This is a genomic window from Rhizobium sp. LjRoot30 (assembly GCF_964253915.1).
GTDB lineage: Bacteria > Pseudomonadota > Alphaproteobacteria > Rhizobiales > Rhizobiaceae > Metarhizobium.
This window is the reverse complement of sequence record NZ_CAXUSG020000001.1, coordinates 723,316-740,246: the sequence shown is the minus strand read 5'-3', so window position 1 is coordinate 740,246 and position 16,931 is coordinate 723,316. Positions and strand designations below refer to the sequence as shown.

At 60.0% G+C, this 16,931-nt stretch carries 13 protein-coding genes and 1 tRNA gene; 7 read left to right on the top strand and 7 right to left on the bottom strand.

Features of this window, described 5'->3' with window-relative positions; translation table 11 throughout:
• Positions 1–18: 18 nt before the first annotated feature.
• Genes ACSQ3I_RS03640 through ACSQ3I_RS03630 form a run of 3 tightly spaced genes read right to left on the bottom strand, consistent with a single transcriptional unit; the run spans position 19 to position 3,449 of the window.
• The gene (locus tag ACSQ3I_RS03640) at positions 19–1,185 is read right to left on the bottom strand and encodes a hypothetical protein (protein WP_435996106.1); all 1,167 of its coding nucleotides are present in this window, start codon (positions 1,183–1,185) and stop codon (positions 19–21) included.
• Positions 1,186–1,239: 54 nt separating this feature from the next.
• Positions 1,240–2,202 (bottom strand): hypothetical protein, encoded by a 963-nt coding sequence (locus tag ACSQ3I_RS03635; RefSeq protein WP_435996105.1) that lies wholly within the window; start codon positions 2,200–2,202, stop codon positions 1,240–1,242.
• Complete coding sequence (locus ACSQ3I_RS03630; protein WP_435996104.1) at positions 2,199–3,449, bottom strand: MBL fold metallo-hydrolase; 1,251 nt, start codon at positions 3,447–3,449, stop codon at positions 2,199–2,201. Before ACSQ3I_RS03630 ends, ACSQ3I_RS03635 begins: the two co-directional genes overlap by 4 nt.
• A gap of 38 nt (positions 3,450–3,487) precedes the next feature.
• Here ACSQ3I_RS03630 and ACSQ3I_RS03625 point away from each other — a divergent pair, with 38 nt between their 5' ends.
• Both ACSQ3I_RS03625 and ACSQ3I_RS03620 read left to right on the top strand, forming a co-directional pair.
• On the top strand, positions 3,488–3,841 hold the full coding sequence (locus tag ACSQ3I_RS03625) for a helix-turn-helix domain-containing protein (protein ID WP_435996283.1): 354 nt from the start codon (positions 3,488–3,490) through the stop codon (positions 3,839–3,841).
• 183 nt (positions 3,842–4,024) lie between these two features.
• Positions 4,025–6,412, top strand: coding sequence for a hypothetical protein (locus ACSQ3I_RS03620; RefSeq protein ID WP_435996103.1), 2,388 nt, complete (start codon positions 4,025–4,027; stop codon positions 6,410–6,412).
• Between the two features lie 48 nt (positions 6,413–6,460).
• Here the strand turns inward: ACSQ3I_RS03620 and ACSQ3I_RS03615 are convergent, their stop codons facing one another.
• Positions 6,461–7,534: a PGN_0703 family putative restriction endonuclease gene (locus tag ACSQ3I_RS03615; RefSeq protein ID WP_435996102.1), complete on the bottom strand. Its 1,074-nt coding sequence runs from the start codon at positions 7,532–7,534 to the stop codon at positions 6,461–6,463.
• 205 nt (positions 7,535–7,739) lie between these two features.
• Here ACSQ3I_RS03615 and ACSQ3I_RS03610 point away from each other — a divergent pair, with 205 nt between their 5' ends.
• A complete protein-coding gene (locus tag ACSQ3I_RS03610) occupies positions 7,740–8,960 on the top strand; it encodes a hypothetical protein (RefSeq protein WP_435996101.1) in 1,221 nt (406 codons plus the stop codon).
• Positions 8,961–9,209: 249 nt separating this feature from the next.
• On the opposite strand, the gene ACSQ3I_RS03605 is transcribed toward ACSQ3I_RS03610, so the two are convergent.
• From ACSQ3I_RS03605 to ACSQ3I_RS03595, 3 genes are all read right to left on the bottom strand, one after another.
• Positions 9,210–9,524, bottom strand: a complete 315-nt coding sequence (locus ACSQ3I_RS03605) for a hypothetical protein (RefSeq protein WP_435996100.1) — start codon at positions 9,522–9,524, stop codon at positions 9,210–9,212.
• A gap of 217 nt (positions 9,525–9,741) precedes the next feature.
• The gene (locus ACSQ3I_RS03600) at positions 9,742–11,457 is read right to left on the bottom strand and encodes a tyrosine-type recombinase/integrase (RefSeq protein ID WP_435996099.1); all 1,716 of its coding nucleotides are present in this window, start codon (positions 11,455–11,457) and stop codon (positions 9,742–9,744) included.
• A gap of 103 nt (positions 11,458–11,560) precedes the next feature.
• Positions 11,561–11,634, bottom strand: a tRNA-Gln gene (locus tag ACSQ3I_RS03595).
• A 233-nt stretch (positions 11,635–11,867) separates the two neighbouring features.
• On the opposite strand from ACSQ3I_RS03595, the gene ACSQ3I_RS03590 reads away from it, so the two are divergent.
• From ACSQ3I_RS03590 to fhuB, 4 genes are all read left to right on the top strand, one after another.
• Positions 11,868–13,115 (top strand): NAD(P)/FAD-dependent oxidoreductase, encoded by a 1,248-nt coding sequence (locus tag ACSQ3I_RS03590; protein WP_435996098.1) that lies wholly within the window; start codon positions 11,868–11,870, stop codon positions 13,113–13,115.
• A gap of 101 nt (positions 13,116–13,216) precedes the next feature.
• On the top strand, positions 13,217–14,032 hold the full coding sequence (locus ACSQ3I_RS03585; protein ID WP_435996097.1) for an ATP-binding cassette domain-containing protein: 816 nt from the start codon (positions 13,217–13,219) through the stop codon (positions 14,030–14,032).
• Positions 14,022–14,930, top strand: a complete 909-nt coding sequence (locus ACSQ3I_RS03580; RefSeq protein WP_435996096.1) for an iron-siderophore ABC transporter substrate-binding protein — start codon at positions 14,022–14,024, stop codon at positions 14,928–14,930. Before ACSQ3I_RS03585 ends, ACSQ3I_RS03580 begins: the two co-directional genes overlap by 11 nt.
• Positions 14,927–16,918, top strand: coding sequence for a Fe(3+)-hydroxamate ABC transporter permease FhuB (gene fhuB / locus ACSQ3I_RS03575; RefSeq protein ID WP_435996095.1), 1,992 nt, complete (start codon positions 14,927–14,929; stop codon positions 16,916–16,918). The genes ACSQ3I_RS03580 and fhuB overlap by 4 nt, the downstream gene beginning before the upstream one ends.
• The last annotated feature ends 13 nt before the right edge of the window (positions 16,919–16,931 follow it).

Below are 16,931 nucleotides of genomic sequence, written 5' to 3'. Positions count from 1 at the left end.
ATCCTGTGATGAAAGAGGTCAGGCGGAAATCGGTTTCAAGAGGTCGATACGAAGCCAGCGATTGCCGGGAATGCCTTTGGTCGCGGCACGTCCGCTGTAGCGGGTGCCATCGCCTGAGCGCGCCTCGACGGTGTAGATGACCAGAAAGTCCCCGTCGAAATAGACGTCGTAAGCCTCGACCAGCCGACCGGTGCCGCGTGTAACGATGTCGATTGCCTTTCTCGACGGCGTGGTTTCGACTTGCTCGCGATCCATGACGGTCGTGCCGATGCCGGATATCGCCACCTCAAGGAGGTCATTCTCCGTGGCGTTGGCAAGGTAAAGCGGTACATAGCCGTGCGTCCATTGCTTGCCGAAATACAGGGCGACGGGGAACGGGCAATGATCCAGTGGGATCGTCTCAGGCCACTCATATGCTTTCCGATAGGCGACCTCATAGGGAACATCGGTAAAATCCGGCGTGAATACCTCACCGTCTCCGATGGCATCCGTCGTGCCGATGAAAAGGCGTGCCTTCTGCTCGCGGCAGAGCGCAAGCGCCTGCTGGAGCTGCGGGTGCTCTGCCGAAGGAAGCGGCTCGGTTTCCACAAACTCGGCCAGCACAATGGCGGATCGCAGCATCTTGCGGATTTCTCGCCGTTGCTTTTCCAGAAGGGCTTGCGCTTCCTCGGGGCCAGCGGGTGCGCGAAAATAGACCACGACATTCCGGGATCGTGCCCAGCTTTCGCGGGTGGCCTCCTCGGGGTCTTCCAAACGGACGACTTCCAGCCCGTCTTGCGAAATGGGCGCGAAGCGTTGTCCAGCGAGTGCCTTGGTCGTGGCGATCAGCACAGCGGCTCGCTCGCGGCTCGCTGCCTTCCGGGCAGCGCCATAGGCAGGGCGGCGGCCTGATCCATCCTCCATCTCCGTGAAGGACGCGACGACAACACCCTGCTTTTCCATCAGCCACCGATTGGCTGAGTGAAGCTGGACAAGAATTTCCGGTCCCGCATCGGCCATCGCGTCCGTATCAAATTGGCTGAACAGGGGAACGGGCTGTTCATCCTCGTCTTCGGTCCAATGGGTGATGAGAGGATATGTCCTGGCGACGGTTCCGCCTGCCTGACGAAAATAGACGACAACTTTCATGGGCTCCCCATCGTGATTTCTCATGATGCGGCTCCCTCGGGCGATGAACCGCCCCACGTATTCACGTCAGTCTCGTTTGAATTGCTCCGAATTCGCAAGAAAGTCCCACTGTTACCGATTGAACACAGTTGTCCGGGTCGGATTGCCGATGGCCCTTACCCGCCCCGGTATCGCAGCCTGGAGTTTGGCGAGATGTTTACCCCAGGTGAGGTCGTCCCGCTGGGCCTTGTCGAACCCGTAAATGATGAGATGGGGAAGCGTGTCGATAAGGGGCACTGAGCCCGTTTCGAGAATCTGTCGGATCGCCGGTGCAACACTGCGGGCGGCGCTCTCTCCGAACGCCCGCATGCGCATGTCGTTGAAACGAAGCAGCGCCCTTGCCGTCTCGACATATCCTGCCGAAAGCTCGGCCCTATAGGCTTCCAGCGCCTTATGGTAATCCGTGATCTGACGAACCACATCGGGGAGATTGTCACCGCTGGCGCGTAGGGCCGAATTGGTGAAGTGCTTGGCTTCGTAGAAGCGGATCGTCGGCACATCGTTTTCAAGGGTGGCAATCGCCGCGTCGATACGATCCTGCCTTCGGTCGGATGGGGCAATCTCCTCCTCGCCATCGTCGTCCGGCGAAGACAGGCGCGTCAGGGCGATCTCGGCATCGATCACATCGGCATTGCCGGCGAGCATGGGATGAAGGCCGGCTTTCTCCGCGCCGGCATACCGAGATGCGGCCCTGCACATCTCGTTCAAGGTTTCCATACCCAGATACGTCTTTTGAAGCACGTCGCGGGCGTCGAATTGGAATTCACCGCGTTCCAGGGCAACATAGGTCTGCGCTGGCCGAACAAGATATTTGGCGTGGGTGAACGGGATCACCTGGCCCGGTTTCCAGCCGATACGAAAGATGGAAGCGCCTCTATAGTAGGCGTTGATGGAGTTGCGCCGGACGGCGAGAACAAGGTCGGGATGCTGGAGCACATCACGCCACCAGTTGCCTGTGCTGTCGGTCGCCAGTTCCTCCAGCGCATCCAGGAAAGCTGGATCAAGCGCGCGGTGCGGAGCTATGAAGGGTGTCATGCCGCGACCTCCCACCATTCACCGTCGTTCTTCTGCTGGGCAATGGTTCCGAAATGATCAGGGAAGCGGTGCGGTTCGAACGTATGGATCGGAACCAGCATCCGGGGCGCCAGCGCTGTGGCAAGCCGCTTGAGGTCGGCAATGCTGGCATGACCGGAGGTGTGGGCATGTTCGAGGGGAATACTGCGCGCATGCAGCGCCTCGGACACCTGCATACCCTTTTCCTGGTTCAGATAGCCGTCCCATTGCGACCAGACGGCCACTGCGCCATCCAGGCATTCGGCCCGGTCGAGATCGGACAGCATGGCGGGACGAAAGAGGAAGGCGGCTTTCGGGGCGAGCGCCTTCAAATCCTCCGCGAAGATGCGGTTGGCCTTGTGAGGTTCGAGGAGGTCGAAACGCTCGGTCTGCTTGATGCGGACACGTTGGTAATGCGGCACATAGACGGCGATGTTCGGCCAGTCCGAGTGCGGTATGTTGGCATTGCCTGTAGCGCGCAGGACTTCGGCGGCATAGAGGTCGATAACCAGGGTACGGCCAGTCCGCTTGCAGGCACGGTAAAGGCTCACCATCCGGTCGATGTTCTGCGCGGATGCCGCCACCAGCGCCATGCCGGGCGTTGCCCGGAAGATGTCGATGAGACGCGCCTCGATCTCGGGTTCGGTCGGAAACTTGTGGTCGGCGTCGAGTCGTCCCAGCGTGGAACCTTCCATCAACAGCAGATCGACGTTGCGAGGCGGGTTTGCAACTAGTTTCTCGAACAACGCGGCTTTGCGTCCATGGGCGCGGAAGTCGCCCGAATAGAACAGCTTCTTGCCGCCCGCCTCGACTTCCAGAGCATAGGCGTCATAGGCCGAATGATCGACCAGATACGGTGTCACCTTGAAGGGGCCGAACGACATGGGCGTCCGGTCGCGAAGCTCCAACGTGTTTTCGGGGATATAAGATCGCGGCAAAAATGGTGCCGCCGCCTGGAAGATGCGATGGGTTGCGGCACCCAAAGCGACGGGCAGTTCCTTACCGGCGAGATGCGCCAGCCCCCAGTGATCGAGATGGCCATGCGACAGGACAAGCGCCCGAAGGGAGTCTTGCCCGTCCAGGCCGTCAATAGTGGGGTGAACCGAAATATCTTCCGGGTCACCATCCAGGGGCAAGCCCAGATCGAGCAACAGCCTTTCGCTGCCTGCCTCAAGCTCGATACACGAGCCGCCGATTTCCTTGGTGCCGCGATGAATCCTGACCCGCATTCCCCCTCCGGTTCGACCAGGGAGGGTGTAACTTGGCTATGGTTCGCTCCGCTTGGTTTCGGCGCAACCTAGAATCTTCCTGTGGCTATAGCCAGTGGTTTCTTTGGCAACATGAATGCTGTCCTCGTCTGATGAACGGACGGGCGCTGGTCGCATGGAATCTCAGGCGGATAAGGGTCGGCCAAGGCATCTCGCAAGAGAAGCTGGCCGCCGATGCTGGCGTGGATCGCGCGTATCTGGGTGGTTTGGAGCGGCAGACGGAAAACCCTACCGTTGACCTGTTGGACAAGGTGGCCGGGGCGCTGGCGGTGTCTGTGAGCGAATTCTTTATGGTGCCAGGGCCGGGGGATCACCCGCCGAAGCCGCTGCGGAGTGGGCGGCGGAAGGAATAGTGTGTGAGCCGAATGGGGTGGGAAGCCAACAGTCCGCTGTTGGAGAGCGGACAAGATTAGCAGACATCCGCCGGGTACTACATCGCGTCGATAGCAGAGTGTCCGCTTTGACGTCGCAAATCATTCGGAAAGCTTTATAACGTCGATTTTGGTATTACGAAACGAATGGGGGCGACGCATTTCATGACACTAGCACATACGCTCGCCAAGGCTCGCACGGAGGAAGACGTCAAGGACGCCTATATTTCGGCCTTGGGACTCAAGGGTGTTTCCAAGAACCTTGTCGATATTCAGACGCAGGAAGTCTGGTTCGAAGCAAAGGCGGTTTCGACACCGCCGATTGTTATGTTTGCGCAACTGATGTTTTATGTCCGTGCCGCAAAGAAGCGGGGCGAACCGATTCCAGCTTTCTTGGCCGTGATCGACCGCGAAAAGGCGGCGATCATGCCAACCGAGAAGGCACTGCCGTTGCTCGACGACAAGAGCATTGTCTGGCCAAAATCCGGATCGGGCGCCGGCAAAGCGTTGGGCACTCAGATCGCGCCATACGTGCAGACGCACATCGTTGAATATGAGATTGCGCACGACGAGGCCGCATTCATCTTGGCGGTAAAGGACGCGATCAAGAAGCGGCAAATCATTCGTACGGCGATCACGCCTGATAATCTGCGGCAGGTTTTCGACCGCTGGGTTTCGATGATCGGCGGGGAGCTGGGCGTGAAAGCTCAGGCGGATTACGCCGTCCTGTTTTTCGCCGATATTATGCATGATGGGCAGCGTGAGGCGATAAACAATCTGCCTGCGCGACTATTGATGACCGCTGCTGGGCCGACGTTCCTCCTGAACGGCCAAACTTACGAATTGGCCAACGATCGCGGCTACCGCAACTTTTGGGCGATTTATCACCGCCCACCCGAACAGAAGCACCGCCATTATCTACTTGAAAGGCGCGATAGCCTTCTCCCCATCGATGAGCAGAAATTCAAGGGTGCGTATTACACTCCCCTGCACATCGTCGACAAAGCCTATGATCAGCTTCGTGCCACGCTGGGAGAGAAATGGCAGGACCGCTATATAGTTTGGGACATGTGTGCAGGGGTGGGCAATCTCGAGGCGAAGCACAGCAACCTGCGCAATGTGTTTATGTCAACGCTCGACCAAGCCGACGTGACAATCATGAGATCGAACCCGGCTTTCGCGGGTGCGGAGATTTTCCAGTACGATTATCTCAACGACGACGTTACCGACTTCGGCGAGGTCGACTACAGTCTGTCCAATAAGCTACCCAAGGCGCTGAGACAGGCGATTGACGATGCCCGCAATGGGAAAAAGGGCGCGAAGCCGATCCTGGTCCTGATTAATCCGCCTTATGCGGAGAGCGGGTCTGGAATCGGCAAGGGCGACGAGAACAAGATCGGTGTGGAGAAGACGCGCATCAACGGGTGGATGCGCGAAATGAACTTGGGCTACGCTAGCAAAGAATTGTTCGTACACTTCCTAATTCGCATCCGACAGGAATTGCCCGGTGCAACGCTAGCGATGTTCAGCAAGTTGAAATACGTCAATGCTCCCAATTTCGAAGCATTTCGAAGGGTTTGGCAAGCGAAGTATCTAGGCGGCTTTGTTGTCCACAGCCGCGCCTTCGAACTGAAAGGCGAATTCCCGATCGGCTTTTTGATATGGGACCAAAGCGTAAAAGACCAAATCGGCGACATCACAGCTAATGCGCTAGATAAGGCGGGAATGTTGGTCGATGAGAAGACTTTTGCGGTTCATCCCGCGTCCACATTCTTGAATGCGTGGATCGTAGCTCCCAAAGCTAGAGGAGAATTGGCACTCCCGCTTTCGAACGCGCTCACGCCGTCAAGAAATCCCCGTAGGAAGCGCTCGTGCGAGGGCGCTCTAGGATATCTGTTTGCAGGTAACAACGATCTGCAGAACGCCTCGACCGGGACAGTCCTTACCTCGTCCATTTATACTGGTAGGAATGGCGGCGGCACTTACGTCACACCGGACAATTTGTGGCAAGCTGCTGTCGTTTTCAGCGTCCGCCGCCTGATCAAACCGACTTGGCTCAACGATCGTGATCAATTCCTGCAGCCGAGCAAGCCGCTGACCGACGAGTTCAAGTCGGACTGCCTTGTCTGGATGCTGTTCAACAATAGTAATTTAACCGCCGGGGCCGACGGCCTTCACTGGAACGATCAAGACTGGAGCCTAGTCAATCACTTCATCCCCTTCAGCGAGGCCGACGTTGGCGCGAAGGGGCGATTTGAGAGCAACTTTTTGGTACGCCACTTGCAAGGCATGTCCTTTTCGCCGGAGGGGCGAGCGGTGCTCAAAGAAGGCCGGAAGCTCTGGGCGCGCTTCCATGCCACTAAATTCCCACGCAAAATTCGCGACGAATACAAGCTCGGGCGGCCAGACGCCGGATGGTATCAGATTCGACGTGCACTCGAAGCATATGGTGACACCGAGCTGACCGACTTCGATCCATTGAGGGCCGCGTATGCAACGCTAACCACGAAGCTTCGCCCAAAGGTTTATGCGTTGGGCTTCCTGCCCAACTGAGTTACTAGGGCCGGAGCAGCGTTCCGGCCTTTTAATGAGCCTTGTGTTTCAACCAGCCAGCGTCCCGGACGGCGAACCGATCAGCACCTCGGCACGAACCTGATCCTCGGCGTCGAGATAAGCGTCGATCATCTGGTCGATCCGCGCGAAATCGGCGTAGCGTTGATGAAGCCGTTGGGCGTAATCATGCTCTCCGGCGGTTCCGATGGCTTCAATAAAGCGCTCAAGGAATATGCCGGTGAAGGTGGGCTGACCCGGTTCCGGTTTCTTGAGGTGGCTGGCATAGGCCGCGATCCCGTTCTGTACATGCCAATTCAGGCGAGGGGCGATGACGATGAGGTGTCCGTCATTATAATTGCCGCGCTGGATCATGCTGGCGGCGAGCAGATGTTCCCGCCATAGCTGCTGGCATGGGCTGGACCTCAAACTGGAAGCATTGGGGTCTTTGTACAGGCCGGATTGCTCGGAAAGCCTGTCGAGATGGGGCCGGGTCGGCTGCGTCGTTTCCTGGAGGGTTTCGGTGTATTTCTGCTCGACGAAAACGAACCCGCGTCGGCCATCCTCGGTGCGGTAGCGAACTAGGGCGTCGGCTGCGGTGTAGTCGGCGGAAAAGGCCGGGTTTCCCCGTCCGGGGCTGTGCTCGAACAGGATGTTTGTGACCGTCCCGTTGAAGCCCGGCAGGACCAGACGCATTACACGGGTCGCAAGGTCAAGATCGCGTTTGAGCGGGCCGAAGAGATTGAACACCAGCGGCATGGATGAAAGCAGGTTGCGGAAGAGGCGGTCGGCGTCGATCAGTGCGCCGATCTCGCGATAGACCAGTTCACGACGAACCAGCGAAGCGATGGCTGGATCGAGGAAGTTGGCTCCGGCGCGGCCTGCCGACATGGTAAGACGAGAGCCGATCTGGCGCGTTTCCCCTGACGGACTGCGGTGGCGACCGACCGGCAGGTTCTGATCCTGCCGCCAAAGGGATTGCAGCAGGCGGGCAGCGGCGGTGAACCTTGAGGCGTCGGGTTCCAAGCAATGATGCTGGCGCAGGATGTCTTCGGGAATGAGTGGGATGGTTTCGTTTACGTCGTCTTGGTCGAAGGGTGTAGGATGGACGTTGGCCTGGGGCATTCAGGAAAATCCTCGATCTCTGAAATGAACGAGGATGATTCAGACGAGCCAGATGCAAGTTGCTATGAATTGTTGATGAAATGGTCGAATTAACATTAATCGAGTACGCTACGATTGAGCATTGAATAGGTATCTGATGCCAGTAAGCCGGGACAGCAAGAAGCTGAAAAAGCCGCGTCGCGGTGGCCAATCAGGAACCTTTGGCATGGGAAACTCCGGCATAAGACGGAGCGATTTTCTTTCGAATGATGATTATGCGCGGGCGGTCCACGAAGCCGGAGGGCCTGGGGCCGACGAGGTGTGCGCGTCGGATGGCTTTGGACCGCATACCTTGCTTTTGCAGGCAATCCATGGCGCGAATCTTGATGATAAGTACGAAATTTTCCAAGCCGAGTTCGCGAGTGAAGTCGTCGACCGGCCCCATGTCTTTGTGAAAAAATGGAAGGGTCGTCTCCGGGGCGGCTATCTGAAGGCCAGTGCACCATCTGAAACCGTTGTGGAAACTCGCACTAACCCTGATGGGGCGGCCCGGCAAGTGCTTGTTATGCCGAAATCAGACCAGGCATCACGGCTGATCGATGAGGCAGAGTTTGCGGAATTGTATTCCGCCTGCGAGTTCGCTCATGAGTTTGGACTGCCGCTCGATACGATGATCACGATTACATGGTCGCTCTTGGATTGCCGAAGTGACAACGACGTGAAGAAGGGCTTCCAATCGCTACTGAAGTGCATCGGGGATTGGTTGGGGCAGCGAGGTTGGCCGTGTGCATACATCTACTGCCACGAGAACAGTGCTGCGCTCGGCCTCCATTCCCACATCGCGTTATTTGTACCGGGCGGCTCGCCACCAGGCTTAAAGCGTTTGTCCGCCACGGAGCATCCCAGGCGGCAGTTTAAGGCCTATCTGAAGAAGTGGGTGGAGCGGCGGTTTGGTGGCGTGGCAAGAGGTTCGGTCAGGATAACGGGTGCCTTGGTGGAGCAGCCTTGGCTAACGTTTCTTCGTCTCGGCTACATTTCGAAAGGCTTCGAGCGTGGGGCCCTGGTCCAATCTGCTAAGTATGCCCCCGATGGTCGAGATGTTTTCCTGGGAGACCTCATTCCTTTCCGATGGCGAGACCCTGGTCCTGTCAGCGTGAAGCGGTGCGGCGTCTCGCAGAGTTTGGGGCCAACCCAGCGACGAACGGGTGTGCCAGGTGGCCTGGAGCGGTTCTATGCCGATCCGGTGAAACTTGGAGGCGACTTGAAGCTATTAGGGGTATCTGCTGTTGATGCTGGCAAGGCACGCTCCGACCTAGACATTTGGATGAAAGCGGATCGACGCCCGGCAAAGCCGAAGCGGTTCAAATCTGCATATGAACGGGGGATTCGCGACGTTCGTGAGCTTTATCCGCAGGATTTCGTAGACCGATTGAACTTGTACCGGTGACGAAACTGACCACTACGGCAGGTAACTTGGGCTGCATAGTCTGCCAGTTTCTTTTTTGGCAGATCAAGGGGTTTCGGTAAGTCTGAATAATTGTTTGTTTATAGGCGTTTAAGTGGTTTCCCCAATCGAGCATTTGTGACTATTTGCGCGATCTCATCCCGTAGGATGCAGGTGGGGGCGAGGGCCGAGGGGTAGGTCTGATTTGAGATGGGTTGCGCTTGAGGCGGCTCTCCCATTTTCAAGTATATTTCAATAGGTCTCGAAGCCGGGCTCTTGCGGCGGGCGCTGTACGATGAAGGCGCCAGGATCATCAACAACGTCTATGGGCTGGGCGGTGGCCAGCCCGGCCTCTCGCAACAACCGGATGAAGACAGCGAGACCAAGGTTGGCGCCCTTTTTGCTGCTGTCGTCGCGACTGACCTTGCCGGTCGAGGGCCAGAAATTGAAGACTTGGACCTTGAGATGAAATGGCGAATGGCGCACGAACTTGACTCCGGCGCGGGTCAGCGCGGCCTCGGCTTCGGCCATGGCCTGGGTGGCGTCGATGCGGCGTTTGGCTGGCATGGGCTTATCTCCTCGGTTGGTTTCCCTGCTTTTGATTTGTTTCCCGATTGAAGGATCAGGGAATGCAGAGAGGAAAGGGAATGGAGGGAGAGGGAAGAGAGAATGATTGGATCGATGGGATCGATCATTCTCCCCTTCGCGATAAAGTCAGAAGCGGCCAGCTTCGCCAGCCGAATTTTTGCCTACGCCCGGAGCGTTTCGGGCTCCGGGTGCATTTTCAGCGGTCGTTATGAAGGTGTGCCAGGGCAAGTCCCGGCTTGATGGCCTCTATCGCGGCGGCAAGCTGTTGCAAGGTCGATCCCTTCGTGTATCGCGCGGTTTCCCCAGGCGTGCTGTGACCTGTCAGGTGATCAATGACATTTGTCGGGACATCGGCTTGGTGCATCAAGGACGTCGCAGTATGCCGCAGGGAATGGAAATCGAGGTTCTTGCGATAAACGCCGATGTCCTGCCGGTAGCGGGTGAACCATTTTGTAAAGCCATGGCCGAGTTTGTCGTCCGCTCCGCCCGGTTTCAGGGCCGGAAACACCGGCTGCGATCCCTTTCCAAGCGTCTTGACGTAGGCCAGGAAGCCCATGTGGATCAGATCGCTATGGATCGGGACGCGCCGAACGGCGTTCTTGTTCTTCAACTGGCGCGGTGGACGGTCGTTGATGTCGAAGAAGGAAATGCCATTTTCCTCCCGAACATCATCGGTGCGAAGCTGGCAGATTTCCTCCAGCCGCATGCCGCTTAACAGGGTTATAAGCGGTATCCAGAATTTGTCGTCGCGGATGATTTGCTGACCGGGCTGTGAGCGACGGCCTGCGGACAAGCATCCCGACCAGACGGGGGAGCCGAACAACGCCTTGAGTTCCGTACCGGACCACTGGTCCCGCTCATCGACAGCCCTTTTGACGGCGGCGAATTTGAAGCCGGAGAAGATGTTTTCCGTGGCCTTGCCGGTGGCCACGGCCTCACTCCACATCGCAGAAAGAGCCGAGAAATGGCGCTTGATGGTTTTCTGCGTTAGCAGCGGTGGCTTGCGCTCGACCGGCAGCTTTTCATAGGCGCGGATGATCTCTTCGGGCGTGAAATTCTTGTAGGAAGCGGCCTTGCCGTAGTCGGAAGGCATACGCTCCGCCGTTGCGCGGAATTGGGCGGCGTCCGGCCGTCTATACTGGCTTACCGGCTTGTCACCGCAAATCTGGATGAATAGCCTATAGGTGGCGTCTGCTTGGTTGCCTGTCTGCTGACGCCATTCGCCGCGCCGAAGCTGGTCTTCGATGTAGCTCGGATAGACAGTAGAAAATAGCGGCTCTGCCTGCGCCCTTGATTGCGTCTGATGAAGGGGAGCGGCAGTAGGGGGAACTTCAGCCAAAGCTTGGCGAAGCAACTTGCTCTTGGGCTCGAACTCGAAGTCGCCTTCATATCGGGCTTTCAGCGCTTCTGCGAGGTCGATACCGGCACGGTGAACGACTTCCTTGCATTGATGCCGCTCGGCTTCGTTCAGATCATCCCAACTCAGGCCAGCCAATCGGGCCGACATTCGGGCTGCGTCTGATCCGTGATCCAGAGTGTTACCGCCCAACGAATCTCGGACCTGCTCCGCGACGTTCCCCCAGTAGTTCGCTCGGGCAACGCGGCCGTCTTTAGTGAGATACATGCCGGATGCTCGCACCGCGCCTTCCCGTTCCAGGACGTGGTTGTAGAAACTCTGGGCAAGGCGGGCGAGTTGATCCTGGGTCAGCATGGGGTTTGCACGGGCCGTTTCGAAAAGTTGCTCGGAGAGCCAATATAGTTCATCGGCTCGTAGCCGAGCGCTCCTTGGGCCGCAAGCACCGAGGCTGCGAACCAGTTCGCGGCGTTTCAGCCTGTCGCGCAAATCTGCCGGAACGGCTCGTCGGAAATGAAATATGCGTCCGCGCTGGACGATATTGGAAGGAGCTGCCACGCCGCTTCGCTCGCTCTTTGTAGCAGCGGTTTGTAGCAAAATGCTTCTTCCCGCCTGAGGTGGCGCGACGCACTTAAATGATTTCAATGAGTTAGGAGGAAAGTGGCTGGGGAACCTGGATTCGAACCAAGATTAACGGAGTCAGAGTCCGTCGTTCTACCGTTGAACTATTCCCCAACGCTGGAGCGCGCTTGCGTCGCCTTCGGTGAAGCGGCTTATAAACAAAAAAAATCGCGCTTGCAAATAGCCGAAATCAAAAAACTTCGATTTTTCTGGGCATAATCTACTACCCGAATGAAAAGCTTGGGATTTTCAGGGTGCAAGAGTGGCGGAAAGCTGATTTTTCGTTTGCGCTGGAGGCAGTCCCACGGCATTTTCGGCGGTCTTTTTGAAAGTGTGCGGGTTTTGGCATGGGAAGCGACGTCATCGTCTTGGGTGCGGGCATCATCGGCGTGTCGACCGCCATCCATCTGGCAAGACGCGGACGGCAGGTAGTGCTGGTCGACCGGCGGATGCCCGGAGAGGAAACCTCCTTCGGCAATGCAGGGTTGATCCAGCGCGAGGGTGTGGTGCCCTATGGTTTTCCGCAGCAGTTCGGCCTGTTGATGCGCTATGCGCTGAACAATCGTGTCGATGCCTCATTCCATTGGCGCGCCCTGCCCTCGCAGATAGCCTTCCTGGCCCGCTACTGGTGGCATTCGAATGCCGGGCGGCACCAGCGGATTTCGGCGGCCTATGCGCCGCTGATCGCCCATTCGATCAGCGAGCACGCCGATCTCATCGAGGCCGCCGGGGCCGGTAACCTGATCGCAAAAAACGGCTGGCAGGAGGTTTTTCGCAGCCAGGCGGCCATGGATGCCGAGTTTGCCGAAGCCGAACGGCTGCAGAAAAACCATGGCGTGCACCATCGGCAGCTTTCGGCGCAGGATCTTGCCCGTGACGAGCCGTTCCTCAACGGTCCTTTCGTCGGCGGGCTGCATTGGAGCGATCCCTGGTCGGTGCGCGATCCGCATGCGCTGACATTGGCCTATATCGGCTATTTCGAAAAACTCGGCGGACGTTTCGTCACCGGCGATGCGTCGTCGCTGGCCGCAGATGGTTCGGGCTGGCGGGTGCAGACGACGGATGGTCCCGTTTCCGCGCAGGAGGCCGTCGTCGCGCTCGGCCCGTGGTCGGAGGTGGTGACGCGGCGGCTCGGCTACCGTTTTCCGCTCGGCGTCAAGCGCGGTTATCACATGCACTACAAACCTGAGAACGGCGCAACGCTGAACAACTGGACGCTGGACAAGGAAACCGGCTACCTGCTGGCGCCGATGAACCGTGGCATCCGGCTGACCACCGGCGCCGAATTCACCGGGCGCGACGCGCCAAAAACGCCGGTGCAGCTCGACCGTGCCGAAGCCGTGGCACGCCGCATCTTCCCGCTCGGCGAACGGCTGGATCCCGAACCCTGGATGGGCGCCCGCCCCTGCACGCCCGACATGATGCCGATCATCGGCAAGGCGCCGCGCCATGCAGGTCTCTGGTTCGGTTTCGGACATGCTCATCACGGGCTGACGCTCGGACCGGTGACCGGCAGGCTGCTGGCCGAGGCGATGACCGGCGAAGGATCGCTGATGGATATCTCCGCCTATGCACCGGAGCGATTCAGGCCGTGATCGCAACGCGGCTGTTCACACGGTTGCGGCCACTATTATATTGACGAAAACATTCATGTTTTATAAGTCGCCTCGATAGACCGTCGCGGTCCCGAGAGGTCATGATGCACAACACGCTTCTGAAGACGGATACCGAGCCGGCGCGAGCCGCGTTTTCGACGCGCGGCGTCAGTTTTTCCGTCGAGGGGCGCACACTGGTGCACCCGCTCGATGTGGCGTTCCGGGCCGGGCAGATGTCGGCGCTGGTCGGGCACAACGGTTCGGGCAAATCGACGCTGCTGAAAATGCTGGCGCGACAGATCAAGCCGACGGCCGGCACGGTCAGTTTCGATGGCAGCGATATCGCCGCGATGCCGGCGCGTGCTTTTGCCCGCTCGATTGCCTATCTGCCGCAGGATACGTCGGCGGCGTCGGGCATGACGGTGCGCGAACTGGTCGCCTGCGGCCGTTATCCCTGGCATGGCGCGCTTGGCCGGTTTTCGGAAACGGACCGGGAAAAGACCGAGGAAGCGCTGAAAGTCACCCATGTCGACAGTTTTGCCGATCGTATGGTCGATACGTTGTCCGGCGGTGAACGGCAGCGCGTGTGGATTGCCATGCTGGTGGCGCAGGACAGCCGTTGCCTGCTGCTCGACGAACCGACCTCGGCACTCGACATCGCCCATCAGATCGAGGTGTTGTCGCTGATCCGGCAATTGTCGCACAGCAAGGGGCTGAGCGTGGTGATCGTGCTGCACGACATCAACATGGCGGCGCGTTTCTGCGATCATATCCATGCATTGAAGGCCGGGCGGCTGATCGCCGCCGGCGCTCCGCAATCGCTGCTCAATGCCGATACGCTGAAGGATATCTATGGTATCGACATGGACGTGACCGAACATCCGGTGTTGAAAACGCCGCTTGCCTATGTCGTCTGAGACCCGGTTGCGGCCGGTGGGCCTTACGCGGCGCGGGCTGCTTGGCGGGCTGGCGGGCGGACTGCTGCTGCCGCGGCTGGCATCGGCTGCGCCGGCGCCGGCTGGCCCCGTCGTCGCGCTGGAATATGGCATTGCCTCGACAATGCTGAAGTTCGGCACCGTGCCAGCGGCGGTCGCTTCGCTCGATGGCTGGCAGAAATGGGTGGTCGAGCCGGCCATGCCGCCCGAGGTCGTCGATCTCGGCAGCGCCTGGGAGGTCAATCTCGAAATTCTTGCCGGCATGAAGCCGGAGCTGATCCTGACGACCCCTTTCCTCGCCTTCCTGACGCCAAAACTCGAACCGATCGCCCCGATCGTCAGCATCGATGTCTATGGCACCGGCGGCGATGCACTGGAGCGGGCGATCACCGAGACGGTGAAACTCGGCGATATCCTCGGGCGCCAGCAACAGGCAACGGCGCTGCTTGCCGAAGCCGAGGCGCTGTTTGACGATTGCGCCGCGCGCATTCGCAAGCTGCGGCCCGGGCCGATCGCGGTGGTGAGTTTTACCGACCGGCGGCACGCGCGCATCCACGGGCGGCCGGGTCTTTACCACAGCGTCATGCAGCGTATCGGCATCGAGAATGCCTGGACGGCGGAAACGAACATGTGGGGTTTCCAGACCATCGGCATCGAGGAACTGGGGCGGCTGCAGGCGGAGAGGACACGCCTGGTGGTGATGGAACCGTTGCCGCCGGACGTGCCGACAGCATTGGAACGTAGCACCCTGTGGCAGAGCCTGCCCTTCGTGCGACAGAAACGGGTCTCGACCATGCCGGCGGTGCTGTTGTTCGGCATGGTGGAAGAGGCACGACGGTTCGCTCGCCTGCTGACCGAACACCTGGAGAAACTTGCATGACGGCGCGGTCGCTTTCCCTGCCTTCGGGCGGTTTTGGCGCGCCGGCCGTCGTGTTGCTGCTGGCTGCGGCCGCGGCGATGCTGGCCTGGAACAATGCCGCACCGTCGCTGGCGGCCTGGGGCAATGCGCCGGCGGACTACGATCCGGCGCGCATGCTGCTTCTCTATTCGACGCTGCCGCGTCTGGTCACGGCGCTGATCTGCGGCGCGGCGCTGGCGCTGTCGGGCACGCTGTTCCAGCAGGTGCTGCGCAACCCGCTTGCCTCGCCGACGACGCTCGGCGTTTCCGCCGGTGCCAGCCTTGCCCTGTCGCTTGCCGTCTTGTTTGCGCCGGCGCTGATCGACATCGGCCGCGATCTCGTCGCGCTTGCCGGCAGCGCGGCGGCAACGGCGCTGATCTTTGCGCTCGGCGCGCGCCGGGGTTTTTCACCGTTCTCGCTGGTGCTGTCGGGGCTGGTTGTCAGCCTGTGGTGCGGGGCGTTTTCCTCGATCCTCATCCTGCTCAACGACCGCTACATGGTCAGCCTGTTTATCTGGGGCGCCGGCTCGCTGGCGCAGCAGAGCTGGGATATCCCGTTCGGCCTGTTGCCGCGCATCGGCCTGCTCACCGTGCTGGCCGTCGCCATGGCACGGCCGCTGGGCCTGCTGGAGGTCGGCGAAAACAGTGCAGGTGCACTCGGCCTGTCGGTGTCGCAGCTGCGACTGGCGGCGGTGGCTGTCGCCGTGGGATTGGCCGGTTTCGTGGTCAGTGCCGTCGGCGTCATCGGTTTCATCGGCCTGGTCGCGCCGGCGATCGCCCGGCTGGCCGGGGCACGGCGCGTGTCTAGCCAGCTTCTGTGGTCGCCGCTGATCGGCGCCGCCCTGCTGTGGTTCACCGATGAGGCGGTGAAGGCGATGGCGGGCGTGGTCTCGGATTTTCTGCCCACAGGCGCAGTCACCGCCGTCTTCGGCTCGCCGCTGCTCCTGCTCTTGTTGCCGCGGCTGAAGGCGATGCATCGCAGCGTGCCGGAGGCGCGCAAGCCGCTGCCGCCGCTGATCACGCCCTCGTCGCGTAACCTGCTTTTGGTCTTTGCCTTCTTTGCCGTGCTGGTCGCCGTCGCGCTGTTTTTCGGCCGCACGCCGGATGGGCGCTGGAGCTGGCTCGGCGCTGCGGAATGGGATGCCGTTCTACCCATGCGAGCGCCGCGGGTGTTTGCGGCGCTTGCCGCCGGCGCCATGCTGGCGGTGGCCGGGACGATCTTGCAACGGCTGACCAACAACGACATGGCAAGCCCCGAAGTGCTTGGCGTCAGCGCCGGCGCGACGATCGGCGTTGCGATCTCGCTGTTCGTTTTCCTCTCGCCGGCGCTTGGCGTGCAGATCGGCTTTGCGGCGACCGGCGCCATCGTCATCATCGCCATCATCTTCGTTCTCGGCATGCGGTCCGGCTTTGCGCCCGAACGGGTCCTGCTCGCCGGTATCGCGCTCGGCGCCATGCTGGATGCCTTCATCGGCGTGCTGGCGGCAAGCGGCGATCCGCGGGCGCTGACGCTGATCCGCTGGATGGGCGGCTCCACCTACAGCGTCGATGCCGCCAGTGCGACGACGGTGTGTGTGCTCGCCGCGGTTTTCATTCTGCTGGCGCTGGCCACGCGGCGCTGGCTCGACCTGCTGCCGCTGGGTGCTGTTGCCGCACGCGAACTCGGCATACCGGTATCTCTGGCACGCGGCCTGCTTTTCCTTCTCGCCGCCATGCTCAGCGCCGCGGCGACGCTGGTGGTCGGTCCGTTGAGTTTCGTCGGGCTGATGGCGCCGCATCTGGCGCGGGAAGCCGGGCTGACGCGGGCATTGCCGCAGCTTCTCGGCGCCGCCCTTGCCGGCGGCGGCCTGATGGTGCTGGCGGATTGGGGCGGACGCATGATGGCCTTTCCCTACCAGATGCCCGCAGGCCTGGTTTCGGCGCTCGTCGGCGCCCCCTTCCTGATCTTTTTGCTGCGGCGGCGCGCCTGATCGCGATGGCTGC

Coding starts and splice junctions, on each gene's coding strand:
- ACSQ3I_RS03635 (WP_435996105.1), bottom strand. CDS start 2,202: ATGACACCCTTCATAGCTCCGCACCGCGCGCTTGATCCAGCTTTCCTG.
- ACSQ3I_RS03630 (WP_435996104.1), bottom strand. CDS start 3,449: ATGCGGGTCAGGATTCATCGCGGCACCAAGGAAATCGGCGGCTCGTGT.
- ACSQ3I_RS03625 (WP_435996283.1), top strand. CDS start 3,488: ATGGTTCGCTCCGCTTGGTTTCGGCGCAACCTAGAATCTTCCTGTGGC.
- ACSQ3I_RS03620 (WP_435996103.1), top strand. CDS start 4,025: ATGACACTAGCACATACGCTCGCCAAGGCTCGCACGGAGGAAGACGTC.
- ACSQ3I_RS03615 (WP_435996102.1), bottom strand. CDS start 7,534: ATGCCCCAGGCCAACGTCCATCCTACACCCTTCGACCAAGACGACGTA.
- ACSQ3I_RS03610 (WP_435996101.1), top strand. CDS start 7,740: ATGGGAAACTCCGGCATAAGACGGAGCGATTTTCTTTCGAATGATGAT.
- ACSQ3I_RS03605 (WP_435996100.1), bottom strand. CDS start 9,524: ATGCCAGCCAAACGCCGCATCGACGCCACCCAGGCCATGGCCGAAGCC.
- ACSQ3I_RS03590 (WP_435996098.1), top strand. CDS start 11,868: ATGGGAAGCGACGTCATCGTCTTGGGTGCGGGCATCATCGGCGTGTCG.
- ACSQ3I_RS03585 (WP_435996097.1), top strand. CDS start 13,217: ATGATGCACAACACGCTTCTGAAGACGGATACCGAGCCGGCGCGAGCC.
- ACSQ3I_RS03580 (WP_435996096.1), top strand. CDS start 14,022: ATGTCGTCTGAGACCCGGTTGCGGCCGGTGGGCCTTACGCGGCGCGGG.
- fhuB (WP_435996095.1), top strand. CDS start 14,927: ATGACGGCGCGGTCGCTTTCCCTGCCTTCGGGCGGTTTTGGCGCGCCG.